Raw genomic sequence first — 25,833 nt, 5'->3', positions numbered from 1 at the left:
TAGCGTAGCTTTGCAACTTCATGTAATCTTCGCGCCATAGCTTAGTAGGGGATAGCGATGAACGACACGAATGATTTTAGTGGTAAAAACGGCAAAGTAAAAGTGATGTATGTCCGTAGCGAAGAGCAGGACAACAATAAAGGTAATGATAAACGCCGTGGCGGTCGTGATGATAAGCGCGATGATAGACGCGGTGATAAGCGTTCAGGTGGGCGTAACGACCGCAATGATCGCAACGACCGTTCTGGTCGCTCTGGTCGTCCAGAAGGTGGTCGCTCAGAACGCCGTTCTGACAATGACAGACGCTCAAGTAATCGCGATAGCGCACCACGTGGAGAGCAATCTCCATGGCGTACAGTTTCAAAACCAGGCAGTGATGAATTAGAAAACGACCACGGTGGTATTTCAGGAAAAAGCCAAATTGATCCTGAGCAGTTACGTAAACAGCGCCAAGAAGAGACACGTATTTACGGCGAAAATGCTTGCCAAGCGATGTTTAAAAACCGTCCAGATGGCATTGTCCGTGCGTGGTTCTTGCAGTCAGTCACCCCACGTTTTCGTGATGCATTAAAATGGATGGCAGCAAACCGCAAAGCGTACCATGTTGTTGATGAAGAAGAGTTAACAAAAGCGTCTGGTACTGAGCACCACGGCGGTGTGTGCTTTATCATCAAAAAACGCGGTGGTATGGCAGCAGAAACCTACTTAGAAAATGCGGTCGATACCGATTGTGTTTTAGCGCTGGAAGATGTTGGTAACCCGCATAACCTTGGTGGGATCATGCGTAGCTGCGCTCACTTTGGTGTGAAAGGTGTGATTTTACAAGATGCAGGAATGCTGGAATCAGGTGCGGCAATTCGTACCGCTGAAGGCGGCGCGGAGCATATTAAAGCCATTGATGCGGATGGTTTCACCCCAACACTGAATAAATTCCGTGAAGCGGGCTATACCATCGTCACGACATCAAGCCATAAAGGTAGTCAGGACATTGCTAAGGTTCAATTACCGAAGAAAATGGTGTTGGTGTTAGGTCAAGAGAGTGATGGTTTAAGTGACAGCACATGGGATCAGGGTGATATGAGCCTGTACATTGGCGGAACAGGTAAAGTTGAAAGCCTGAACGTCTCTGTAGCAACAGGGATTATGCTTTCTCAGTGGTGGTCACAAAATAAAGTTAAGTAATGACTTACTGACTTGAGCTATCCTAAAAAAACCATACACAAAAATGTGTATGGTTTTTTTTCATTTGGATTACATACCGGCTAGTGAGCTCCGCCACCATCTTTTGAACCAGCACCGAATGGTGGTTTGGCAAACCATACAATCACCATTAACAGAATAAACACGCCAGCGGACATCCAGAAAATTTCATTAGCAGAAATAATTAGCCCTTGCTCAGTAATTGAACGCGCAATATATGCAGCACTTTGCTGCTCATTCATTCCTATTTGCGCCAACTCACTGTACATATGTTGAGCATTTGGATTATACGGGTTAACAAACTCTGTCAAATTTTCATGGTGCATTGCTTCACGCTGTGTCCACAACGTGGTGGTGATGGAGGTACCAATTGCACCCGCTAAGGTTCGCGTGAAGTTAGATAAGCTGGACGCTGATGCCATTCTTTCTGGTGGTAAACCTGATAATGTAATGGTCGTGAGTGGCATAAAGAAGCAGGCTATCGCTAAACCTTGAACGAACTGAGGCCATGCTGCTGCGGCAAATCCCATACCAGGCTCAAAGGTGTAAGCTCGCCAGTAATAGCAGACGGCATACATAATAAAACTGAATGTCACTAAATAACGCATATCAATACGGTTACCAAAGCGACCAATAATCGGCGTGATCAGCAGCGGCAAGAGACCGACGGGTGCGGAGGCTAACCCCGCCCAAGTTGCGGTATAGCCGTACACTTCTTGCAGCAACTGAGGCAATAGGACAATGGTACCGAAATAGAGCATATACGCCAAACTGAGCGCCAAACAACCGATAGTAAAATTACGCTCTTTAAAGAGGGAAAGGTCGATGACGGGATGCTCATCAGTCAGTTCCCAAACAATTAAGAAGGCTATCGCGACAACGGCGATAACGGTCAGAACGATGATCTCCGTAGAGTTAAACCAATCGAGCTCTTTCCCTTGGTCGAGCATAATCTGCAATGCACCAATCCCGACAACCAGTAAGACAAGCCCGACGGTATCAATTGGCTTGATCGCGATTTGAGTTTCACGTCCTTTAAGCGTTCGCATAATGGCAAAAATAATCGCGATACTAAAAGGAACGTTGATAAAGAAAATCCAGCCCCAGTGGTAGTTGTCACTAATATAGCCACCAAGAATAGGCCCACAAATCGGCGCAACCACAATGGTCATTGACCACAGTGCAAGAGCCATACTACGTTTGGCTGGTGGATAGTTATTGAGTAAGAGACTCTGAGACAAAGGAATGAGTGGACCTGCAACCAAACCTTGTAGGACGCGGAATAAAATCAGCATTTCTAAGCTGTTGGAGATCCCACACAACCATGAGGTAAGGGCGAAAAGCCCGGTAGACCATAAAAAGAGGCGAACTTCACCAATACGACGAGCTAACCAGCCAGTGATCGGAATAGAGATAGCATTCGCTACCCCAAACGATGTGATCACCCATGTGCCTTGTGAGTTAGATGCACCCAAGTTACCCGCAATTGTGGGGATAGCGACGTTAGCAATGGTCGAATCCAAAACTTGCATGAAAGTCGCCAAAGATAACGCAATGGTCATCCAAGCCAGTTTTGAGCCTGTTAACGGTGCATTTGTCACGTTAATGTCTCCGTTTACTTATTTGCCAGAGTTATTTTGAATAATCTCAGCAACAATTTTGTCAGCAGGAGACATATCAACCGCTAAAGCCGTTGTGTGATAAGCGGGCGTATCGCGCAGACCTTTGGATAACACTTTGCCGTCTTTATTGGCAGTATCCACTTCGACTTCGGTTGAGAGCCCAATACGTAGAGGGTATTCATCAAGTTGGGATTCATCGAGGGCGATACGTACTGGAAGGCGTTGAACCACTTTGATCCAGTTGCCGCTCGCGTTTTGAGCGGGTAATAATGAGAAAGCGCTTCCCGTCCCCATATCAAGCCCGACCACGGTGCCGTTGAATACCACATTTTTGCCATAGAAATCGGTAGTTACTTTGGCAGGTTGGCCAATGCGCATACTCGCTAATTGTGTCTCTTTAAAGTTGGCATCAATCCACATTCCGCTAGATGGCACAATTGCCATTAATGGGGTATTTGGCGTGATTTGTGAACCGACTTGCACACTACGGCGGGAAACATAACCGTCCACTGGGCTGACAATTTTGGTGCGTTGCAGGGCAAGCCATGCATTTCGCACTTGCGTTGCAGCTTGTTCAACAAGCGGCTGCTTTTCTAAAGCGGTATTGAGCACGATGGCTTGGTTGGCGTTGTACTGTTCAATCGCCACATCAAGCGCACCTTTCGCACTGATGACAGCTTCTCTCGCATGTTGAAGCTCTTCTTTACCGATTAAATTGCTGCTACCCAAGACTTCGCGGCGTTTTAAATCATTTTGTAAACGGGATAATTCAGAGCGTTTAACATCAATATTTGCTTGAAATTGGCGGCTATTGATAATGTGCTGTTGGGATTGTCGAACGCTGTTAGCAAGTTCAGTTTTGGCTTTTTCAAGAGCGAGTTCGGCATCTCTAGGATCTAACTCCACCAGTACCGTTCCACTTTTCACAAAATCGGTGTTATCGACATTGACTGTCATGACGCTACCGGATATTTGCGCTTGGATTTGAACTTGATTTCCAGCAACGTAAGCGTTGTCTGTTGATTCGTAATGGCGTAAGACGAGATACCAGTACGCAGTCCAACCGATGCCTATCGCGATAAAAATAACGGTTAGGAACATTAGTGCATTTCTGCGCTGTCTTTTTTTGTTTAATGGCGGCGTTTGCGTTTCAGGCAGATCCTCGCGTGCGCTCATACTGGTGGTTCCCCATATTCAATGGATAAAAATAACGACTGTTTCCAGCAGTTAGTGTTAACTACTGGAAACTAAGACGACAAATGATTTCGTTGCTCGATGGGATATCGCAATATATAACTGAAAGGATAATGAAATATATGTGAGTGAAAAGTTTTTTTTTCAGTTTAAGCCACAGAATGCCTCAAAAACATTAACCATGAAATATCTGTGGTCAATATTATCACTCTTTTATGCTATCGAGTTTTGCTAATAATTTGCGCATCAGCTTGTCGAGCAGTTGTTTTTCATCAGTATCCAATGAAGACCAAATATCGATCAATGCCTTATGCTGCGGCGGTAATAATCCACTGAGAAACTCAGAGCCTTTTTCCGTTAAGTGCAAATGCAGGCAGCGACGGTCGTTATGGCTTTCTTTACGCTCAATCCAACCATTTTTTTCTAATTCATCGGCAATACGTGTTGCGTTAGTCCGTGAAGAACCCAATGCTGCACTGAGTTCAGATGGCTGAATGCTATGAGAATCTTTAGTATCAAGGATCATGAGCGCCATAAATAGCGTTTCATTGACACCTTGAGCTCTTAGCATGTTATTACGTGATTCCAACAGTTTTCCATGAACGTGCATGCACAAGCGCGTCAATAAAATTTCTTGGTAAGGGATAGTATTTTCTTGTGAAGTTTGTTGCGCGACGCGAGCGTTAAGTAATTCTTCTGTCGGTGTAAATGAATTTTCCATTATTTGGATACCTTATTAGTTTCAGTTGGTAAGATTTCAACTGTAATCAACCATGTGAATGGTATATTAAAAGATAGAATTAGCAATTATACTTAATTAATTTCATCCATTTTATTTTGACAATGATACATCATTCATAAATTTTATGAATGTGTTTTAACGCATTTAGTATAGTTCAATTAACAATCACTGCTTTCTTACTATCATGTAGGTAAATAGATGAAAATATAATTGCGTTTTATACGACAAATAAAATCATATAAAACAATATATAATCACATCGCATTAACTCAATACCATTTTTTTTATTACTCAATAATTACAAGATAGAAGGATCTTTCTATTTTTTGAGGTAAATACCCTAAAAAGGCACCTAGGGTATTGAGTAATACCGAATTAATATTTTGTGGGTAAGAAGTATACCATCTGATAAAGATATACTTTTTGCTTAACTGTGTCACTTATTAACTTTTTCTAGGTAAATTATACCTTGAACCAATTATTTATCATTGTTAGCTATTTAACATGATGATTATTATCACAGAGATATAATAATAGGCTAAATAATGGGCATATGAATAATAGATCAGATATTAAATCTATAGCAGCCAAATAAATGACTGCTATAGATATAAATGAATGAAGGGATTACTGTTCAGAGGTAATAATTGGATCGAATCGAGCACCAATTGCCCAAATGATTAAACTGATACCTGTGATAACAACGCCTGAAATTGCTACGCCCATCCAACCTGCATGTTCATAGGCATAACCTGAAAGTAATGAACCTAGTGCTCCGCCAATAAAATAACTGGTCATATAGCCGGCAGTTAAGCGATTTCGTGCTTCAGGCATAATACGATAAAGTGTGCTTTGGTTAGTCACATGAACACCTTGGATGGCAAGATCAAGCACTAAGATGCCAATAATAAAAGCGATTAGTGAATATTTTGCCAGACCAATTGGGATCCATGAGAGCAATAATAGAATTAACCCAAGGGTAGTGACTAATTTGCCTTTACCTTTATCCACTAAGCGCCCTGCTTGGGTTGCCATTAATGCACCTGCTGCACCAACCAAACCAAATAACCCGATAGTACCCTCAGAATAATTAAAAGGCGGGCTGGCTAATAAGAATGCCATCGCAGTCCATAATAGCGCAAAGTTCGCGAAAGTGAGGGCGCCAAGCAGTGCGCGAGTTGCTAAGACTGGCGTAGTAAAAAACAGACGTCCGATAGAGCCAATGAGTTGAAAATAGTTAAGATCCGTTTTTTGGTGATAACGCGGTAATTTAAGCGCCAAAATTAGGATCAGGAACATCATTAATCCAAAGGCAACCCAGTAAATAGCTCGCCAACCGCCTATCATTGCCACGCCACCGGAGATAGTTCGAGCGAGTAAGATCCCAAGAAGTAGCCCGCTCATAATAGTACCCACTGCTTTGCCCCGTTGATGAGGCTTTGCAATAGAAGCTGCCATAGGAACAAGAACTTGGGCGACAACGGAGAATAGCCCTGTGAGAGCGGTACCGAGAAGAATTTGCCAAATATTATCAGAAAGCGCGGTGATTAATAAACCACTGGCTGACAATGTGGTCATCACGATGATCAATTTTTTACGTTCAAAAAGATCACCAAGAGGAACAAGGAAGAGTAATCCAACGGCGTAACCTAATTGTGCGGCGGTCACAATAAAGCCCGCCATGTTGGTTGTTAGGTTGAATTGGAGTGCGATAGTGTCTAGCAGGGGCTGTGCGTAATAATTACTGGCAACGACCAGCCCAGTGGCGATGGCCATTAAGAGCGTTAAGCCCGTAGTCAGTTCCGCTTGTGGTGTTTTCATGCTCATTATGCTTCGGATATGAATGTTATTTTATGATCTGTGGGTAGGCATCAAGCCTATCCCACTATGACCGTTTATAGTATTAATGATTTAAGTGATTTTATTATTTTTTTCAAAAGATTGATGCGAGATATTTTTGTTGATGTTATTCAAAAAAGCCAATCATCATCTTCAGTACTGACTGCTTTACCAATCACATAGGATGAACCTGAACCTGAGAAAAAGTCATGATTTTCGTTGGCATCAGGCGAGAGCGCCGATAAAATCTCTGGGCTAACTTGGGTTATTGAGTCAGGGAAAAGTGCTTCATAGCCCAAATTCATCAAGGCTTTATTCGCATTATAGTGAAGGAAGCTTTTCACATCTTCACTCCAGCCAACGCTATCATACAGCTCTTGGGTGTACTTGATTTCATTTTCATATAAATCAAACAAGAGCGAAAAAGTGAAATCCTTAATTTCATTGCGTTCTTGTTCAGAATAATGGACAAGGGCTTTCTGAAATTTATAGCCAATATAGTAACCATGAATAGCTTCATCGCGGATGATCAGACGAATTAAATCGGCGGTATTGGTGAGTTTTCCTCGGCTTGACCAGTACATTGGTAAGTAAAAACCTGAGTAAAACAAAAATGATTCTAAAAAGACGCTGGCGACTTTTTTCTTCAGTGGATGTTCATCACAGTAGTAAGACAAAATAATTTTGGCTTTATTTTGCAATGCACTGTTTTCTTCACTCCAACGATAGGCTTCATCAACATCGACTGTGGAACACAGTGTTGAAAAAATCGAGCTGTAAGAGCGTGCATGCACCGCTTCCATAAAGCTGATATTGGAGAGAACCGCTTCTTCGTGAGGCGTTTGAGCATCTCCCATCAAACACGGTGCGCCAACGGTATTTTGGATGGTATCTAGCAAGGTTAATCCCGTAAAAACGCGGATAGTGAGTTGCTGTTCGGCAGATGTCAGTGTATTCCAAGAAACCGTGTCGTTGGACAAGGGAATTTTTTCGGGCAACCAAAAATTACTGGTTAATCGGTTCCATACTTCAAGATCCTTATCATCTTGAATACGGTTCCAGTTTATTGCTTGAACAGGGCGATTGAGCGTGCTGGTGGTCATTATCTTTTTCCTTTTACAGTGAGCAGGAGACGCAGCCTTCGACTTCGGTGCCTTCAAGTGCTGTCTGACGTAATCGAATGTAATACAAGGTTTTGATCCCTTTTCGCCATGCGTATATTTGGGCTTTATTGATATCACGGGTGGTGGCATTGCCATCGAAAAATAGGGTTAGTGATAAACCTTGGTCGACGTGTTGGGTGGCTTCGGCATAGGTATCAATAATTTTCTCAGGACCAATCTGATAAGCATCTTGGTAGTATTTGAGATTCTCATTGGTCATAAAAGGGGCTGGGTAGTAAACACGCCCAATCTTACCTTCTTTACGAATTTCGATAGGCGCGACCACGGGGTGAATGCTGGAGGTGGCATTATTGATATAAGAGATAGATCCCGTAGGCGGAATAGCTTGCAAGTTTTGATTATAAATTCCATGTGCCATTACGGACTGTTTTAATATCTGCCAGTCCGTTTGTGTTGGTATTTCGATGCCCGAACGTCGGAATAATTCCTGCACGGTTTGGGTCTTTGGTGACCATGTTTTGTTGATATATTTATCAAAATACTCGCCACTGGCGTAGGTGGATATTTCAAAGCCATCAAACGTTTGTTGGCGTTCGATTGCTAATTGGTTCGAAGTTTTTAAGGCATGGTATGCCACGGTGTAAAAGTAGATATTGGTAAAATCTAACCCTTCTTCAGAACCATAATGAATATGCTCACGAGCTAAGAAACCATGCAAATTCATTTGCCCTAAACCAATAGCGTGGGATTCTTGGTTGCCTTTGGCTATGGATGGAACTGAGCGAATATTGCTCATGTCAGAAACGGCAGTTAAGGCGCGAACGGCAGTATCAATCGAGCGTGCAAAATCAGGAGAATCCATGGTTTTGGCGATGTTCATGGAGCCTAAATTACAGCTAATATCTTTACCAATATGTTGGTAGCTTAAATCTTCTTCATAAAGGCTAGGTTGGTTTACCTGTAAAATCTCAGAGCACAAGTTACTCATATTGATTCGACCTGCAATCGGATTGGCGCGGTTAGCCGTATCCTCAAACAAAATGTAGGGATAGCCAGATTCAAATTGAATTTCGGCGATAGTCTGGAAAAACTCTCGCGCATTAATTTTGAATTTCTTGATGGCTTTGTTATTTACCATTTCATGATACTTTTCTGTCACGCTGATTTCAGACATCGGTACCCCATAGACTTTTTGGATGTCATAGGGAGAAAACAGGTACATGTCTTCATTATTTTTAGCGAGTTGGAAGGTGATATCGGGGATCACAACCCCAAGTGAAAGCGTTTTAATCCGAATTTTTTCATCCGCATTTTCTCGTTTGGTATCTAAAAATCGCAGGATGTCAGGGTGATGAGCATGAAGATACACAGCGCCTGCACCTTGCCTTGCTCCTAGCTGATTGGCATAGGAAAAGGCATCCTCCAGCATTTTCATCACAGGAACCACGCCTGACGATTGGTTTTCTATCTGTTTAATCGGTGCGCCTTGTTCGCGCAAATTACTCATCAAGAAAGCGACACCACCTCCGCGTTTGGACAGTTGCAGGGCTGAGTTCACGGAGCGCCCGATGGACTCCATATTGTCTTCTATGCGCAGTAAAAAACAGGAAATAAGCTCGCCTCGTTGTTTTTTACCACCGTTCAGGAATGTGGGAGTGGCAGGTTGAAAACGTCCGCTAATGATTTCGTCCACTAAGAGAGTCGCAAGGGATTTTGAGCCCTGCGCCAAAGCCAGTGCAACCATACAAACCCGGTCTTCATAACGCTCAAGATAACGCTCACCATCGAAGGTTTTTAGGGTGTAACTGGTGTAATACTTAAAGGTGCCCAAAAAGGTTTGGAAGCGAAATTTGTGGGCGTAGGCTTGTTTAAAAAGCTGTTTAATAAATGGGAAATCGTATTGAGCGAGCACCTCTTCTTCGTAGTAATTTTCATTAACTAAGAAATCGAGTTTTTCTTTTAAATCGTGAAAAAAGACCGTGTTTTGATTCACATGCTGGCGGAAATAGAGATGAGCAGCTTGTTTGTCTTTATCCAGCTGTAAGCGACCTTCACTATCATAAAGGTTAAGCATCGCATTGAGCGCGTGGTAGTCCGCATTGCGATTGTTATTTAGGTGACTGTGCTGTGGGTTATCCATTGATCTGCTCCTTTGTGTGAGCCCAGAATGTTTTTAATCCATGTTTTACAGATTGCACATCGCGCTCTGTGCCTAATAATTCAAATCGGTAGAGGAAGGGAATTGCGCATTTTTGAGCGACAATGTTGCCGGCAATGGCATAAGCCTCACCAAAGTTGGTATTACCCGCAGCGATGACACCGCGAATTAACGCACGGTTTGCCTCGATATTGAGAAAGTGCACCACTTCTTTAGGCACAGCGCCATGAGCGGTTCCACCGCCATAGGTCGGCAGCAACAGCACATAGGGTTGTGAGGCGAAAAGTACATTTTCAGGTAGATGGCCAATGGGAATACGAGTGGCTGGCAGCTGTAATTTTTCGACGAATCGATGGCAATTACCTGAGTGACTCGAGAAATAAATTAGCGGTTGAGTGGTCATTTCAACCTCTCTTACTCAATCAGTGCATTGATTTTATCGGGGCGGAAGCCTGACCAATGCTGCTCTCCTACAATGACGACAGGAAGCTGCTGATAGCCTAGTTTTCTTATGAAATCAATGGCTTGGTTATCTTCAGAAAGGTCGATAATGGTGTACGGTAATTGCTTGCGCTCGAACGCTTGGTAGGTTGCATTACACTGGACGCAGTTGGGTTTACTATAAATGGTAATCTCAGTCATTTTTTTCACCTTAACATTTTCAGAACGTGGTAGTTACGTAATGGTGGTGTGTTGAAGATGAGTTGATCCTATATATAGATGTAAAATGTTTCAACCATACAATATATAGTGATTTCTTTATTTGAATGATAATCATTCGAATTATTGTCTATGCTGTTATTAACATTGGAAATAAAAAAATTCAGGGGGAGATGATTCAGTTAGCTACACTGAGAAAAAATATCATTGCAAAGTAGAAATAATTTACCTTATAACTGTATATACAATCAGGTAAATGAATCCTTTTGAGGAGATGTTATGTACCATCAATATTTAGTAGCCCCAGAAAACTTTCCGAAACCGTGGATCCATATTACGGCTGATGATGAAGGTGTGACGAGTATCTATTTTGTTGATGAAAAAACGGAGAAAGAGTCGAAAAACGAATTCTCAAAGCAGTGTGCGAAAGAACTAAAAGAGTATTTTAATCATAAGCGGAAAGTGTTTTCGGTTGCATTGAATCCGCAAGGTACTGAATTTCAGAAAAAAGTCTGGAAGCATTTGTGCGAAATTCCTTATGGTGAGCGCTGGAGTTATAAAGATCTCGCCTTAAAACTGGGCTCGGTTAACTACTGTCGAGCCGTCGGTATGGCCAATTCTCGTAACCCGATATCTTTGATTGTGCCTTGCCATCGTGTCTTAGGGCATGACGGAAAGCTGGTGGGTTATACAGGAGGATTGGATATTAAAGATTGGTTACTTATTCATGAGAAGTAAACGCTAAAAAATTAACCATGAGTAATACTTACCTTTGTATTAATTACTATTATTAAGAATTATCCCCGTATTCTGGACGAAATAGGTGGATAAATAATATTTTTTTATCATTTAAATCAATTTTCGTGATCTAGGTTGTAGACAAGTCAGTTATATATTTGATGTACTGAGCTTGATACAGATGGTGTGTCTATTTTATTTTAAAGGTAATATTTGATGTCTAAAGTTAAAGGTAACGTTAAGTGGTTCAATGAGTCCAAAGGTTTTGGTTTTATCACTCCAGAAGATGGTAGCAAAGATGTTTTTGTTCACTTCTCTGCGATTTCTGGCGACGGTTTCAAAACCTTAGCAGAAGGCCAAAAAGTTGAATTTGAAATCACTGAAGGCGCGAAAGGTCCATCAGCTGCTAACGTTGTCTCTTTGTAATTAAATACTTAGAAACGAACAGCACTGAACTCGCACTAGCTTTGCTAGCGCGAGTTTTTTTATCGCTAAAATTGACCTAATGATCATTCTTATTGGTGATAAATTAAGTCACTAATAAAAAAACCCAATGTGTAGTAATTCACAATTGGGGTTTCTTTTAATTACTATTTAGACGAAAAGATTAATATTATTTAACTTCTTCGCCTTTTGCTTGTAGGTCGGCATGATAGGAAGAGCGCACAAACGGTCCACAGGCTGCGTGAGTGAAGCCCATATCCATCGCTGCCTCTTTCATTTCATCGAACTCAGCAGGGCTCACATAGCGTTTAACGGGTAAGTGGTGGCGGCTTGGCTGCAAGTATTGCCCCAACGTTAACATGGTAACGCCATGACGACGCAGATCACGCATCACTTCAATGATCTCTTCGTTGGTTTCCCCTAAGCCTACCATTAAGCCTGATTTTGTTGGAATTTCAGGGTGAGCTTCTTTGAATTTTTCCAGTAATTTCAGTGACCATTCGTAGTTAGCACCAGGGCGAACTTGGCGGTAAATACGCGGTACGTTTTCAAGGTTGTGGTTAAACACATCCGGTGGCGTAGCGGTGAGAATTTCTAATGCGCGATCCATACGTCCACGGAAGTCAGGCACGAGAGTTTCAATTTTAATGGTCGGGCTTTTTTCACGGATGGCACTGATACAATCAGCAAAGTGCTGGGCACCACCATCACGCAAATCATCACGGTCAACGGAAGTAATAACCACATAACGCAGAGCCATATCTTTGATAGTTTGCGCTAATTTTTCTGGTTCATTCGCATCAGGAGCATTTGGTCGACCATGGGCAACATCACAGAATGGACAACGGCGAGTACAGATAGCACCTAAGATCATAAAGGTGGCAGTTCCGTGGTTAAAACATTCAGAGAGGTTAGGGCAGGAAGCTTCTTCGCAGACTGAGTGCAGGCCATTTTTACGCATTGCGGCTTTAATGCCTTGAATTCGCGTAGAATCAGCTGGCAATCTGATTTTCATCCAGTCAGGTTTACGTAGAATTTCTTCACGTTCCGTCACCACGTTTTTAACAGGGATCAGTGCCATTTTATCGGCGTCACGGTATTTAATTCCACGCTCGATCTGAATTGGTTTACTCATAATGTGCCGGTTCCAGTTATCTGTTTGCCATTAAAATTTTTTTGAAAAATGTTAAAAAATTATAGCATTATTATTGAACAATATGAAATCCAAGTGTGTCACAGAACTGACTAATAAGCACTGGCTGAACATCGTTTAATGTAATGTTTGGCGACAGCGCTCTCACTTGTGTCATTTTCAATTCACTATAACCACAAGGGTTAATGCGATTAAAAGGCTCGAGATCCATATCCACATTCAGAGCCAATCCATGGAATGAACAGCCTTTTCGAATACGTAAGCCAAGGGAGCAAATTTTGTCTCCGTTGACATAAACGCCGGGCGCATCAGGGCGCGGATACGCACTGATATTAAAATGGGCGAGGGTATTGACCACGCAAGTTTCTAGGGCGCTAACAAGCTCACGGACACCAATGTGACTGCGTTTTAGATCTATCATCACATACATGACTTGCTGGCCGGGACCATGGTAAGTCACTTGTCCGCCACGATCACTTTGGATCACGGGGATATTTCCCGGCGCGAGAAGGTGTTCGGCTTTGCCAGCTTGCCCTTGGGTAAACACAGAAGGGTGTTGCACCAGCCAAATTTCATCGCAGGTATCAGGAGTACGGGATTCAGTAAATTGGTGCATTGCCTCAGATGTGCTCTCGTAGGGAGCCAGACCTAAGTCGCGGATGATGATGCTATTCTTCGACAAAATTCGGTGTCCACAGGCTGTAAAGATGAATGGCAGTATAACGCTGTGAACGCGTTACCACCAGTTTGTCTTGTTATTAACTTGTTATTTTTCAGCTGATATTGCGGATAATAAAAAAAACGAGCCGGAGGCTCGGCCAGACCATTGACAAAACCATCAGGTTTGGAAATGGCTCTTTTGGGTTGTAAAACGAACAAGGAAAATCAATTTATTGATTTTCGCCTGATAACACAAAGAGGGAAAAACCACGTTTTTATCCCTCTTTGTCATCAACTTACCGAGCCGGAGGCTCGGTTTTCTTGTTGCTAATTACAGCACAACTTTGACTAATTCTAATGCACCTAACTCAGTGTAGAGCGTTTCAACTTGCTCAATGTGAGTGGCGTTAATAGTAATAGATACAGAATGGTAGTTGCCTTTGCTGCTCGGTTTAACATCTGGTGCATAATCACCTGGAGCATGGCGTTGAACCACTTCAATGACTTGGTCAACTAATTCTGGCTGCGCTAGGCCCATCACTTTGTAGGTTAATGGACATGGGAACTCAAGCAGTTCACCTAATTTCGTTTTCATGGGCACTCCTAAAATATTGATTAGCGCCTGCATAAAAATTGGCTGGAAGAAAATAGATTTCGCCAGCCAACTCACTATCCCATCAGGGTTTGTATTTCACTACAGGCTTTCAGATACAAACTATATGGGGCTAACTGATTTCAATTTCAAGTATTAACCAAACCAACGATGGAATAATAATTTGATGTAGTCGATTAAACGGCTGAAGAATCCGCCTTCTTCAACATCTTTTAATACCGCTAAAGGACGCTGTTCGATGGTTTTACCGTCTAATTGGAAGCTAATCGTACCCACTTGTTGGCCTTTTTTCAGCGGCGCTTCGATTTCAGTGGTGGTTAATTCGTAGCTTGCTTTTAAGTCTTTTAAACGACCACGAGGGATTGTGAGGTACAGGTCTTCAACCACGCCTAACTTAATTTCGCTGTCATCGCCAAACCAAACTGGGGCAGTGGCAAACTCAACGCCAGCTTGCAGAGGTTTCACTGTTTCATAGAAACGGAAGCCGTATGTCAGCAATTTTTTGCTTTCTGCATCACGCCCCTTACTGCTTTTTCCACCCATAACGACGGAAATAAGACGCATATCGCCATCTTTTGCGGAGGCAACTAAGTTATAACCTGCTGCATCAGTGTGACCAGTTTTGATCCCATCAACTGCAAGGCTTTTATCCCATAACAGACCATTACGGTTAGTTTGGCGGATATTGTTAAACGTGAATTCTTTTTCTTTATAAATTTCGTATTCTTCCGGTACATCACGGATCAGCGCTTGACCAATCAATGCCATATCACGAGCAGAGCTGTACTGACCCGCAGCATCGAGACCATGTACTGTTTGGAAGTGCGTATTTTGCAGACCCAGTTTATTCACGTAGGTGTTCATCAAGTTAACAAAGTTAGCTTGATCACCTGCGACATAGTCTGCCATAGCAACACAGGCATCATTACCTGATTGTAAGTTAATACCACGGGTTAGCTGAGAAACACTCACGCGATCTCCGGGTTTTAAGAACATTAATGAAGAGCCTTTGAAAATTGGGTTACCTGTCGCCCATGCATCTTCACCCACGGTGACCATGTCATTCGCGCCAATTTTGCCTGATTTAATGGCTTGACCGATGACATAGCTCGTCATCATTTTGGTCAAGCTAGCAGGGTCGCGGCGCTGATCTGCATTACTTTCGGCAAGCACTTTACCTGAATTGTAATCAATCAAGATATACGCTTCAGCATCGATAGCTGGAGCAGCAGGAACTGAAGTATTTGGAAAAGCTTCATTCGCATTTGCAAAAGTGACAGTAGAAACGATCAGTGCAGAAGCCAGCGCAGTCTGACGCACGATTTGTGGCAGAAAGACATTGCGTGATGAGGAGACATTTTTCATGGTTGTATCATTACATCCAACATTCGGTTAACACAAGAAAGCGCAGTTTAGCAAAAGTTCGAAGGCAGATAAAAGAAGCTCTTGCGCTGTGCAGGTAAATTTACGTTAGTTTATACCCGTTGTACTTTAAGTTGCAGGGGGAGCTATCAATAATTTCCCCCAGCAACGTAAATTATTCGGTTATTGAGTGATTAAGGGGCAACAACCATGGATTGTTGATTGCGCTCAGACTGTAAACGAGATTGTATCTCTACCGCTTGCTGTCTCGTTGCAAAAGGTCCTAATTGAACACGGTAGATGCCATTGTAAGGCTGTAGGCGACCCGGTACGTTAAACTGACTTTTTAAGTTATCCAACATACTTTGTGCGTTTGCTTTGCTACTGATAGCGCCAGCTTGAACTAAGAAACCACGTTCAGGAACGGATTCTGTTTCAGTGGCTTTCGGTGCAACTTGTGGTTCTGGCTGCTTGATGTTCATATCTGGCATCGTTGGTTGCATAGGTTCCGCAGGCTGTTTTACTGGTAATACGTTGCTTGGCGCTGGGGATTCTTGCATCACCGGTGTACCTAATGGACCTGAACCTAATTGTGGACGATCCGGCAGGGCATAACTTTGTTTAACAAAGTTTGAACCAACAGTTCCTGGCCCTGATAAGCTTCCATCTGGTGCAACTTGGATTGCATCAATTTTAATTTTTGTGGTCGTCATCAGATTTAAGCGATCAGCGACTGCTCGGGATACGGCAATACTTTTGCCAGGAGTATAAGGGCCACGGTCATTGATACGAACCACCATCATGCGCCCGTTCATCATGTTGGTAATACGAGCATAACTTGGAATAGGTAATGTAGGGTGAGCTGCAGTTAACTCTACTGGGTTAGCGCGTTCACCAATGGCAGTCAATTGACCGGAAGCTTCTTGACCATAAATTGACGCATAGCCAACTTGGGAGAACTGTGCGGGTTCACGGACAATTTGGTATTGCTTGCCATTACGCTGGTAATCATTATTTGCCGTTGGATGATAAGGCTCATAATGTGGCTCAGCACCCAACACATCTTGTGTAGGGACATTAGTTGGAACTGTTGGCTGCTGCTTAACGTCTTCGTTAATACACCCACTGAGTAATGTGGTTGCCATGGCGAGCATAATCCATTGTAAACGCATACTAAGCCTCATTTTATAAACTCTTAGATAAAAATTTTCTGTGGGTATGGATAGACATGATAATACCGAATCCAGCCATTAAAACAATTAAGGCGGAGCCCCCATAACTCACTAAGGGGAGGGGAACCCCCACAACAGGTAGAATACCACTCACCATACCAATATTAACAAACACATACACAAATAGGATTAGGATTAATCCGCCGACCATCACTCGCCCGAAGGTGTTTTGCGCATTTGCAGCAATGTATAGCCCACGAATAATCAATAGGATATAAAGACCCAATAAGATCAAGACACCAATCAATCCAAGTTCTTCAGCTAATACAGCGAAAATAAAGTCGGTGTGACGTTCAGGTAAGAATTCTAGTTGAGACTGAGTGCCTTCCAACCAGCCTTTACCCATTAAACCGCCAGAACCAATCGCAATTTTAGATTGGATGATGTGATAGCCTTTACCTAGAGGATCACTTTCTGGGTCAAGTAGCATCATGACTCGGGCTCTCTGGTAGTCATGCATTAAGAAGAACCAGAGCATCGGAATAAAGGCGGCAAGCGCGACGGCGGCAACGGCAATTAAACGCCAGCTCATTCCTGCTAAAAATAGGACAAATAGCCCTGATGCGGCGACGAGGATCGAGGTCCCCAAGTCTGGCTGAGCTGCGACCAGCAATGTTGGGACAAAAATAAATACGAGGGCAATACAGGTATTTTTAAATGACGGCGGGCATGAGTCACGGTTCATGAAACGAGCGACCATGAGCGGTACCGCGATTTTCGCAATTTCGGATGGCTGGAACCGTACAAAGCCCAAATCTAGCCAGCGCTGAGCCCCTTTACTGATTTGCCCAAAAACATCAACGAAGACTAAGAGAATAACGCAGAAAATAAACAGGTGTGGCGCGAGGCTTTCATACATGCGAGGTGGAATTTGCGCCATCACGATCATCACGATAAAACCAGAAAAAATTTGTCCTAGTTTTCGTTCCATCATCTCGGGATCTAACCCGCTAGCGCTCCACATAATAAAGGCGCTATAAGCGAGTAAGGCGATGATGATTAATAACATAGGCACATCAATGTGCAGACGTGTTGATAGTGATAATTTTCTCTTATCGTCAGTCATGATTAACGATCTTCCTCTGCACTGGCACCCGTACTTTCGACTTGGGTTTTGTTATCACCTAACAGGACATGGTCAAAGATTTGGCGAACAATATCACCAACTGCAGGGCCTGCTCCCCCGTTTTCTAAAATAATAGCAACGGAAATAGTGGGGTTATCATAAGGTGCATAAGCAATCATTAGTTTATGGTCACGTAAATGCTCGGCTAATTTGCTGGCGTTATAGGTTTCATAACTAAATACCTGCGCCGTTCCTGATTTTGCAGCCACTTTATAAGGTGTTCCTACGAAACTACGCTTACCGGTACCATTTGGCGCATTGGCTACGCCGTACATACCGGTTTTGGCCAGTTCCCAATATCCAGAATGGATATCGCCAATTTGTCGGGTTTCTTTATCTTCATAAGGTACCATGGCATCGCCAAGTTTGGTTCCATACAGTAAATGAGGCGTTTTGACTTTTCCGTCATTAATCAACGTCATCAAAGCCTTAGACATTTGAATTGGTGTTGATGTCCAATAACCTTGACCAATCCCGACAGGGATGGTGTCCCCTTGGTACCAAGGTTTTTTATAGCGTTTTTGTTTCCATTCGCGGGTTGGCATGATCCCTTGGCGCTCTTCGGAAAGGTCAATACCTGTATATTCACCGTAACCAAATCGGGTCATCCATTCGGAAAGACGGTCAATCCCCATGTCATAAGCGACTTGGTAGAAGAAGGTATCCGCAGATTCAATGATAGACTTGACCACATTCAGCTTACCGTGTCCCCAGCGTTTCCAGTCACGATAGCGTTTTTCTGAGCCAGGGAGTTGCCACCAGCCTGGATCGTAGATTGTGGTGTTTGGCGTAATGACTTTTTCGCTTAATGCTGCGACAGAGATAAAAGGTTTCACCGTCGATGCGGGTGGATATAAGCCCTGAGTAGCGCGGTTGATCAACGGCCTGTTAGGGTTATTTAACAGCTCTTGGTAATCTTTGTTGGAAATTCCGTTCACAAACAAGTTTGAATCGTAACTTGGTGTGGAAACCAAGGCGAGGATCTCACCATTACGCGGGTCTGTAACGACGACAGCAGCACGACTTGTCGTGAGGATTTTCTCAATATAAGTTTGTAATTCAAGGTCGATAGTTAAATAGACATCGCGACCTGCTTGCGGTGGCTGCTCGTGTAATTGGCGGATCACTCGACCACGGCTATTCACTTCAACTTCTTCGTAGCCCGTTTTACCATGTAAGACATCTTCATAGTAACGTTCAATACCTAATTTACCGATATCATGGCTGGCGGCGTAGTTAGGTAATAAACCTTCTTTATCAAGGCGTTCGACGTCTTTATCATTAATTTTTGCGACGTAGCCGATGACATGGGTTAATGCGGAGCCATAAGGGTATGAGCGACGCTGATAACTTTTCACTTCTAAGCCAGGAAAGCGATATTGATTAACGGCAAAGCGGGCAACTTGAACTTCATTTAGCTGGGTTTTCAGCGCGATAGACGTAAAGCGGCGAGAGCGTTTACGCTCTTTTTCAAAGTTGGTGATATCTTCGTCAGTAAGGTCAACAACATCCCGTAGCTTATCGAGTGTTTCCTGTAAGTTATCTACTTTTTCAGGAACAATTTCTAGCTGATAAAACGTGCTATTGAGAGCTAACTGGGTGCCTTTTCGGTCATAAATAATGCCGCGGCTAGGCGCAATAGGCACCAATTTAATGCGGTTATCATTTGAGCGTGTTTGGTAATCGTCATGACGAACAACTTGTAGATGATACAAATTGGTCACGAGGATTGAAGTAAGTATGACAATGACGCCGAAAGCAATTAATGCTCGGCGAATAAACAAAACTGATTCTGCGGTATGGTCGCGAAAAGGGGTGCGTTGTTGTTTCATCCCATTGCCATTGTGTACAAATTAATTCCTAACTATTCCCGATGATATGGGTGATTAGTCGTAATACTCCATGCCCGATAAAGACTTTCGGCAACAAGGACTCGAACTAGCGGATGGGGTAGTGTTAGTGGCGATAGAGACCAACTTTGTTCTGCGGCATCTTTACACGCCGGAGCAAGTCCTTCTGGTCCACCAATTAACAGACTGACATTACGACCATCTTGTTTCCACTTGTCTAACTGCACGGCTAATTTGGGTGTATCCCAACGATCTCCTGGAATATCCAGCGTGACGATACGGTTGCCTTTGCCGACAGCGGCAAGCATCAATTCACCTTCTTTTTCGAGAATGCGTTTGATGTCTGCATTTTTTCCACGTTTTCCTGCGGGGATTTCGGTTAATTCGAAAGGCATATCTTTGGGAAAACGGTGAAGGTAATCCATAAAGCCGGTCTGTACCCAGTCCGGCATTTTAGTTCCGACAGCGATGAGTTGTAATTTCAAACTCAGCTCCAGAGCTTTTCTAGTTCGTACATGCGGCGGCTTTCATCTTGCATGATATGGACGATGGCATCACCAAGGTCGACAACAATCCAGTCTGAAATGCCTTGACCTTCAACACCGAGAGGCATTAAACCGTTTTTACGGCACGCATCAATTAAACGATCAGCCACAGACATCAGGTGACGAGTTGACGTCCCTGTGCAGATGATCATTTGGTCAGTAACACTTGATTTCCCATGGACATCGATCGAAATGATATCTTCCGCTTTCGCATCTTCAAGTTGATCGATAATAAATTGTTGGAGTTCAGTTCCTTGCAAAAGGTTCACCTTTCATTCAAATTGAGAGAATCTCTTGTTAAACACTATTCTTGTTAAAGACTATTCATCATTGTGCTTTCTAGGGGATCCCCCTAGCAAAGTGCCGCCATTTTACCCCAGATTTTCACAAAAATCGGCTAAATTATTTTTTATTGGCGTAAGTGGGCAATTTATAGGGATATCTTATCCATTGGGCAAGATAATTATCGTAACTTTACAAATAAAATATCCCTATCTCTTACGTATCAATATTCTAGAATAAGCGCTGAGTTGTGCAATTAATTAAATCGAATTAAATCGAAATTAAGTGAATAAAAGAGAATAAATTATTTGCTGACATTCCTATTTGGTTAATAGAAATAAAATTGCTTATTTTTGATACAAATGTTGTTGTTGAATATAGTGATAAACTGCGCGAGGGAGTAAATCTTCACAAGCCTGACCTTCGCTGAGTTGTTCACGTATTTCAGTCGCTGAAATATTAACCAGTGGTGTATTGCCAATAAAAATCGAACCACAGGGCGTTTGGCTCAATACTTGCGGATCTTGTACTTGATGCCGTTGCAGCCACTGTTGCATATCAGGATCGGTAAAATGTGTGGCGTAACCGGGTCTCGCGCAGACTAGCAGATGGCATTTATCTAATAGCTGAGTCCAGCCATGCCATGTATTAATGGATAACAGGGAATCTTGACCAATAATGAACGCAAGAGGTTGTTCATGACCAAGTTCTTGGCGCAATTCACTGAGCGTTTCAATTGTAAAAGAGGGCGTATTTCGCTGGAGTTCTCGGGTATCAACAGTAAACAGTGGGTTATTTTGAATGGCCAATTTTACCATTTCTAATCGCTGGGTAGGGCTAGCTTCCGGCTGAGGTCGATGAGGTGGAACGTGGTTCGGCAGCAAAATCACTTTTTGCAGCCCCACCTGATTAGCTAATGCTTCAACAGGGCGTAGATGCCCATAATGAATAGGGTCAAAAGTCCCCCCAAATAGCGCTTGTAGACCTTGTGGTTTAGCGTTCATCATTCATTACCATTGATATTAGGTGATTAGCTATCAGTTATTATCGTGGCAGAATAAAATGTTCTGCATCGGTTTTACCACATAACACCATGGAAAGAGACTGCAAATCCGGCCATGAAGAGTGGGAAAAATCCTGCTTAGTGTGAATTTCAGCTTGGGTGAGTAGCATCAACGCCGATTGTAATTGATGTAAGCTCAAACGTTGTAGCGCCTCGCCTAGCAATCCTCGACGGTTTTGCCAAACTTTATGTTGGTCAAATAGCGTTTTTAATGAGGTGGTCGCAGATTGACGCTTTAACGTGATCAGCAACATTAATTCTCGTTGGATAGCCCGTAGTAAAATCACAGGTTCAACATCTTCTTGCTTGAGCTGCTCAAGGATATGCCATGAACGGCGAGGCTTACCCGCTAGGATCGCATCAACCCAATGGTAGGGAGTAAAATGGGCTGAATCATTCACCGCACTTTCGACACGAGGGTAAGTGAGCTTTCCATCCGGATAGAGCAAGGAAAGCCTTTCCAGCGCTTGCGCTAATCCCAATAAATTACCTTCATAGCAATAGCAAAGTAATTGGTTTGCTTCAGTTTCTAATGAAAGCCGCATTTGGCTAGCACGCTTAGAGACCCACTGGGGCAAACGTTGATATTCAGGCGTTAGGCAACTGACATAGATACCATCTTGGCTGATGGCTTTGAACCAAGCACTGTTTTCTTGCGCTTTAGTGAGTTTATGCCCGCGTAGAACTAATAGCAGGTCGGGGTGAAGTAAACCGGCTAGCTGTGTGAGCTTGTCTGCCATCGCGGCATTAGGGCCATTTTCAGGCAAAAATAAGGTGAGCATTTGGCGACTGGCAAATAGACTCAGCGCTTGGCAGAGACTAAAAATTTCATCCCAATCCGTATTTTGCTCTAAAGCGAAAGTAAAATGCTCTTCAAAACCTTGCTGACGTGCAACTTGGCGAATAGCATCTTGGCTTTCTTGAATAAGAAGGGGCTCGGAGCCCCAAATGAGATAGCGGCCTCTTAGAGACTCTTGTAACGAAGAGGCCAGCTGTTCAGGATAAATGCGTATCATTATTCGGCAACAGGTTTCTCAGCCGCTTGAGCTTTCGCCTTTTCTAACTCAGCACTGTGAACCAGAAGCAGTTTGCGCACGATGTTACGTGCCGCTTGTTGTTGCATCTCTTGCTTCACAATCTCGTTCTCAGCATCTTTTGCGAGCGCTTCTAACGGGTTATCAAAGAAAGTCCGCACAACTTTTGTTTCCAGCGGATAAATAGCGCCATCCGGCATTAACACTTGCGCCTTCATGACCAGTGTCAGTTGTTTCTCTGCAGCTTTACCATCTTGATAAATCGAAACGGTATCGGTGCTTTCTGTTGAACCTACAATTTTCAAAATAGGCACATCAGCGCGACCAGAATCTAGCAGAGTCACGTTATTGAGTCGCAGCTGTTCCCTGACCGCACGAGTTTGGTAACTGTACGGGTCGCCAGAACTTAACTGTAATGTTTTCAATTCTTCAGGAAGTTGCGTGGTTCCTTGAAGGCGAAAACCGCAACCTGCGGTGACGAGCACCGACAGGCTGAGAAATAGAGTTATCAGATAGCGCACTTGGGCTCCTTATCAGCCAACAACTAAGTTCAGTAATTTACCTGGTACGTAAATGACTTTACGGATGCTAACGCCTTCGAGGTATTTCGCGACGCTGCCTTCTTGTGATGCCATTTCCAGAACGAATTCTTGGTTAGCATCAGCAGGGACCGTAATACGACCGCGGACTTTACCGTTAACTTGAACAACAACCAATTTAGTATCATCGATCATGGCTTGTTCATCAGCCACCGGCCAGCTTGCAAAATCGATATCGTCATTGTGACCTAATGCTTTCCACATTTCGAAACAAGCGTGTGGAATGATTGGTGATAACATCAGCGTGATAGCATCTAAAGATTCTTGAACTAAAGCGCGGTCTTGCTCAGTTTCTTGCGGAGCGCGAACTAACTTGTTCATAAATTCCATGACTGCTGCGATAGCGGTGTTGAATGCGTAACGACGACCCACATCGTCAGTCACTTTCGCGATGGTTTTATGTAAGTCGCGACGTAAATCTTTTTGTTCTGCAGTTAATGCGCTGATATCTAATGGCTGAGTTGCGCCTTTTTGTGCGTGTTCGTGAACTAAACGCCATACACGGCGAACGAAACGGTTAGCTCCTTCAACGCTAGACTCTTGCCACTCCAGAGTTAATTCTGGTGGCGCAGCGAACATCATGAACAGACGGACGGTATCAGCACCGTATTTTTCGACCATTAATTGTGGGTCAATACCGTTGTTCTTAGATTTAGACATCTTGCTCATACCAGTATAAACCAGTTCATGACCTTCGCTGTCTACCGCTTTAGTAATACGGTTTTTGTCATCACGTTCAACAATTGCATCCGCAGGAGAAACCCATACACGCTGACCATCGCTACCGGTGTAGTAGAAGGCATCGGCCAGAACCATACCTTGGCACAGTAAACGTTTTGCTGGCTCATCAGAGTTCACCAGACCGGCATCACGCATTAATTTGTGGAAGAAACGGAAATACATTAAATGCATGATGGCGTGCTCAATACCACCGATGTATTGATCCACTGGCAGCCAGTAGTTTGCTGCTTCAGGGTTCAACATGCCATCGTCGTATTGTGGGCAAGTGTAACGAGCGTAGTACCAAGATGATTCCATAAAGGTATCGAAGGTATCGGTTTCACGCAGCGCTGGTTGACCATTAATGGTGGTTTTTGCCCACTCAGGATCCGCTTTAATTGGGCTTGTGATGCCATTCATGGTGACATCTTCCGGTAAAATAACCGGTAACTGGTCTTCAGGAACAGGAACCACGGTGCCATCTTCTAAGGTTGCCATTGGAATTGGCGCACCCCAGTAACGTTGACGGGAAACACCCCAGTCACGTAAGCGATAATTGACTTTGCGTTGACCTGCACCAAGGGAAACCAGTTTGTCAGCGATAGCGTTGAAGCCAGCCTCGTTGCTTAAACCAGTAAATTCACCTGAGTTGATCAGGGTGTTTTTCTCAGTCATCGCTTCTTGAGATAAGTCAGGCGTGTTGCCTTCAGCATCTGCAATCACCGCTTTGATTGGCAGATTGTATTTATGAGCAAATTCCCAGTCACGTTGGTCGTGAGCTGGAACTGCCATCACTGCACCTGTACCGTATTCCATCAGAACAAAGTTCGCGACCCAAATTGGTAATTTTTCTTGGGTTAATGGATGAACGACATACAGACCTGTTGCCAGACCTTTTTTCTCCATGGTTGCCATATCCGCTTCCGCAGTTTTGGTATTACGGCACTCATCGATAAAGTCGGCTAATTCGCTATTCGCTTTGGCAGCTTCTTGCGCTAATGGGTGACCTGCAGCAACCGCCACATATGTCGCACCCATAAAGGTATCTGGGCGGGTGGTGTAGACAGTTAATTTGTCTGCGCGATCAGCAACATCAAAAGTGATTTCCACACCTTCAGAGCGACCAATCCAGTTGCGCTGCATGGTTTTAACTTGTTCTGGCCAATCTTCCAGTTTGTCCAAGTCATTGAGCAGCTCTTCAGCGTAGTCGGTAATTTTGATAAACCACTGAGGGATCTCTTTACGCTCAACTTGGCTATCGCAGCGCCAGCAGCAGCCGTCGATGACTTGTTCGTTTGCTAGAACGGTTAAGTCGTGTGGACACCAGTTAACGGCGGAGGTTTTTTTGTAGACTAAGCCTTTTTCATACAGTTTAGTGAAGAACCACTGTTCCCAACGGTAATATTCTGGCGTACAGGTAGTCACTTCGCGGTTCCAATCGTAACCGAAGCCCAGCATTTTCAGCTGACCTTTCATGTAATCGATATTGGCGTAAGTCCATGGTGCAGGCGCAGTGTTATTTTTAACCGCGGCACCTTCAGCTGGCAGACCAAACGCATCCCAACCAATTGGTTGCAGAACGTTTTTGCCCAGCATACGCTGGTAGCGGGAGATCACGTCACCAATGGTGTAGTTACGAACGTGGCCCATGTGTAGTCGACCAGAAGGGTAAGGTAGCATGGACAGGCAGTAGTATTTCTCTTTGCTGTTGTCTTCTGTCACTTTGAACGTTTGTTGTTCATCCCAGTGACGCTGTACTTTAGGCTCTATATCTTCTGGACGATATTGTTCTTGCATGGCACCGATAATCCTATGGTGAATAATCGCTACAGTTTAGTCTGTAGCAGGTGAATGTCTTTTCTATAAAATGGAT

General features: G+C 43.6%; 24 protein-coding genes. 3 read left to right on the top strand and 21 right to left on the bottom strand.

Translation table 11 applies throughout. From position 1 onward, the window contains the following. Positions 1-57: 57 nt before the first annotated feature. Entirely contained in the window at positions 58-1,182 is a 1,125-nt protein-coding gene (locus GKR61_RS16225; RefSeq protein WP_036947726.1) for a tRNA/rRNA methyltransferase, read from the top strand. An 80-nt stretch (positions 1,183-1,262) separates the two neighbouring features. Here GKR61_RS16225 and emrB read toward each other — a convergent pair whose 3' ends face one another. From emrB to nrdH, 8 genes are all read right to left on the bottom strand, one after another. Continuing rightward, positions 1,263-2,801: a multidrug efflux MFS transporter permease subunit EmrB gene (gene emrB, locus GKR61_RS16220; protein WP_036947723.1), complete on the bottom strand. Its 1,539-nt coding sequence runs from the start codon at positions 2,799-2,801 to the stop codon at positions 1,263-1,265. An 18-nt stretch (positions 2,802-2,819) separates the two neighbouring features. Further along, positions 2,820-3,998 (bottom strand): multidrug efflux MFS transporter periplasmic adaptor subunit EmrA, encoded by a 1,179-nt coding sequence (gene emrA / locus GKR61_RS16215; protein ID WP_036947721.1) that lies wholly within the window; start codon positions 3,996-3,998, stop codon positions 2,820-2,822. A gap of 223 nt (positions 3,999-4,221) precedes the next feature. After that, positions 4,222-4,737, bottom strand: a complete 516-nt coding sequence (mprA, locus tag GKR61_RS16210) for a transcriptional repressor MprA (RefSeq protein WP_154639905.1) — start codon at positions 4,735-4,737, stop codon at positions 4,222-4,224. 648 nt (positions 4,738-5,385) lie between these two features. After that, entirely contained in the window at positions 5,386-6,585 is a 1,200-nt protein-coding gene (locus GKR61_RS16205; protein ID WP_036947717.1) for an MFS transporter, read from the bottom strand. 143 nt (positions 6,586-6,728) lie between these two features. Further along, positions 6,729-7,700, bottom strand: a complete 972-nt coding sequence (nrdF, locus tag GKR61_RS16200) for a class 1b ribonucleoside-diphosphate reductase subunit beta (RefSeq protein ID WP_036947713.1) — start codon at positions 7,698-7,700, stop codon at positions 6,729-6,731. A 13-nt stretch (positions 7,701-7,713) separates the two neighbouring features. Continuing rightward, a complete protein-coding gene (gene nrdE / locus GKR61_RS16195) occupies positions 7,714-9,861 on the bottom strand; it encodes a class 1b ribonucleoside-diphosphate reductase subunit alpha (protein WP_154639904.1) in 2,148 nt (715 codons plus the stop codon). Continuing rightward, complete coding sequence (gene nrdI / locus GKR61_RS16190; RefSeq protein ID WP_154600172.1) at positions 9,854-10,282, bottom strand: class Ib ribonucleoside-diphosphate reductase assembly flavoprotein NrdI; 429 nt, start codon at positions 10,280-10,282, stop codon at positions 9,854-9,856. Before nrdI ends, nrdE begins: the two co-directional genes overlap by 8 nt. A gap of 11 nt (positions 10,283-10,293) precedes the next feature. Further along, positions 10,294-10,521, bottom strand: a complete 228-nt coding sequence (gene nrdH, locus GKR61_RS16185; RefSeq protein ID WP_154600173.1) for a glutaredoxin-like protein NrdH — start codon at positions 10,519-10,521, stop codon at positions 10,294-10,296. 297 nt (positions 10,522-10,818) lie between these two features. Here nrdH and GKR61_RS16180 point away from each other — a divergent pair, with 297 nt between their 5' ends. Together GKR61_RS16180 and cspE are read left to right on the top strand one after the other, a co-directional pair. Next, positions 10,819-11,277 carry a methylated-DNA--[protein]-cysteine S-methyltransferase gene (locus tag GKR61_RS16180; protein ID WP_006660933.1) on the top strand — a complete coding sequence of 153 codons (459 nt, stop codon included), beginning with the start codon at positions 10,819-10,821 and terminating at the stop codon, positions 11,275-11,277. Positions 11,278-11,493: 216 nt separating this feature from the next. Then, entirely contained in the window at positions 11,494-11,703 is a 210-nt protein-coding gene (gene cspE, locus GKR61_RS16175) for a transcription antiterminator/RNA stability regulator CspE (protein ID WP_006662336.1), read from the top strand. A 187-nt stretch (positions 11,704-11,890) separates the two neighbouring features. Here the strand turns inward: cspE and lipA are convergent, their stop codons facing one another. The 13 genes from lipA to leuS all read right to left on the bottom strand — a co-directional run bounded on the left by lipA (position 11,891) and on the right by leuS (position 25,757). Further along, entirely contained in the window at positions 11,891-12,856 is a 966-nt protein-coding gene (gene lipA, locus GKR61_RS16170) for a lipoyl synthase (RefSeq protein ID WP_036947707.1), read from the bottom strand. 70 nt (positions 12,857-12,926) lie between these two features. After that, on the bottom strand, positions 12,927-13,490 hold the full coding sequence (lipB, locus tag GKR61_RS16165; RefSeq protein WP_230082517.1) for a lipoyl(octanoyl) transferase LipB: 564 nt from the start codon (positions 13,488-13,490) through the stop codon (positions 12,927-12,929). A 375-nt stretch (positions 13,491-13,865) separates the two neighbouring features. Then, positions 13,866-14,129, bottom strand: a complete 264-nt coding sequence (gene ybeD, locus GKR61_RS16160) for a DUF493 family protein YbeD (protein ID WP_006662335.1) — start codon at positions 14,127-14,129, stop codon at positions 13,866-13,868. A gap of 153 nt (positions 14,130-14,282) precedes the next feature. Next, a complete protein-coding gene (gene dacA, locus GKR61_RS16155; RefSeq protein WP_036947697.1) occupies positions 14,283-15,512 on the bottom strand; it encodes a D-alanyl-D-alanine carboxypeptidase DacA in 1,230 nt (409 codons plus the stop codon). A 191-nt stretch (positions 15,513-15,703) separates the two neighbouring features. Continuing rightward, complete coding sequence (gene rlpA / locus GKR61_RS16150) at positions 15,704-16,681, bottom strand: endolytic peptidoglycan transglycosylase RlpA (RefSeq protein WP_036947694.1); 978 nt, start codon at positions 16,679-16,681, stop codon at positions 15,704-15,706. A gap of 13 nt (positions 16,682-16,694) precedes the next feature. After that, positions 16,695-17,807 (bottom strand): peptidoglycan glycosyltransferase MrdB, encoded by a 1,113-nt coding sequence (gene mrdB, locus GKR61_RS16145; RefSeq protein ID WP_036947691.1) that lies wholly within the window; start codon positions 17,805-17,807, stop codon positions 16,695-16,697. 2 nt (positions 17,808-17,809) lie between these two features. Further along, positions 17,810-19,699, bottom strand: a complete 1,890-nt coding sequence (gene mrdA, locus GKR61_RS16140; RefSeq protein ID WP_036947689.1) for a peptidoglycan DD-transpeptidase MrdA — start codon at positions 19,697-19,699, stop codon at positions 17,810-17,812. A gap of 32 nt (positions 19,700-19,731) precedes the next feature. Further along, positions 19,732-20,202 (bottom strand): 23S rRNA (pseudouridine(1915)-N(3))-methyltransferase RlmH, encoded by a 471-nt coding sequence (rlmH, locus tag GKR61_RS16135; RefSeq protein WP_006660942.1) that lies wholly within the window; start codon positions 20,200-20,202, stop codon positions 19,732-19,734. A 2-nt stretch (positions 20,203-20,204) separates the two neighbouring features. Next, positions 20,205-20,531, bottom strand: coding sequence for a ribosome silencing factor (gene rsfS, locus GKR61_RS16130; RefSeq protein ID WP_080675589.1), 327 nt, complete (start codon positions 20,529-20,531; stop codon positions 20,205-20,207). A 360-nt stretch (positions 20,532-20,891) separates the two neighbouring features. Beyond that, on the bottom strand, positions 20,892-21,548 hold the full coding sequence (gene nadD, locus GKR61_RS16125) for a nicotinate-nucleotide adenylyltransferase (protein ID WP_154600194.1): 657 nt from the start codon (positions 21,546-21,548) through the stop codon (positions 20,892-20,894). A gap of 40 nt (positions 21,549-21,588) precedes the next feature. Further along, on the bottom strand, positions 21,589-22,623 hold the full coding sequence (gene holA / locus GKR61_RS16120) for a DNA polymerase III subunit delta (protein ID WP_036947680.1): 1,035 nt from the start codon (positions 22,621-22,623) through the stop codon (positions 21,589-21,591). After that, on the bottom strand, positions 22,623-23,162 hold the full coding sequence (lptE, locus tag GKR61_RS16115; RefSeq protein ID WP_036947677.1) for an LPS assembly lipoprotein LptE: 540 nt from the start codon (positions 23,160-23,162) through the stop codon (positions 22,623-22,625). Before lptE ends, holA begins: the two co-directional genes overlap by 1 nt. A 12-nt stretch (positions 23,163-23,174) precedes the next feature. Next, positions 23,175-25,757, bottom strand: coding sequence for a leucine--tRNA ligase (gene leuS, locus GKR61_RS16110; RefSeq protein ID WP_036947673.1), 2,583 nt, complete (start codon positions 25,755-25,757; stop codon positions 23,175-23,177). Positions 25,758-25,833: the final 76 nt, after the last annotated feature.

It is taken from the genome of Providencia sp. wls1916, from assembly GCF_009706585.1.
Lineage (GTDB): Bacteria > Pseudomonadota > Gammaproteobacteria > Enterobacterales > Enterobacteriaceae > Providencia > Providencia lanzhouensis.
The sequence above is the reverse complement of the archived record's forward strand: the minus strand, read 5'-3'. Positions and strand labels throughout refer to the sequence as shown.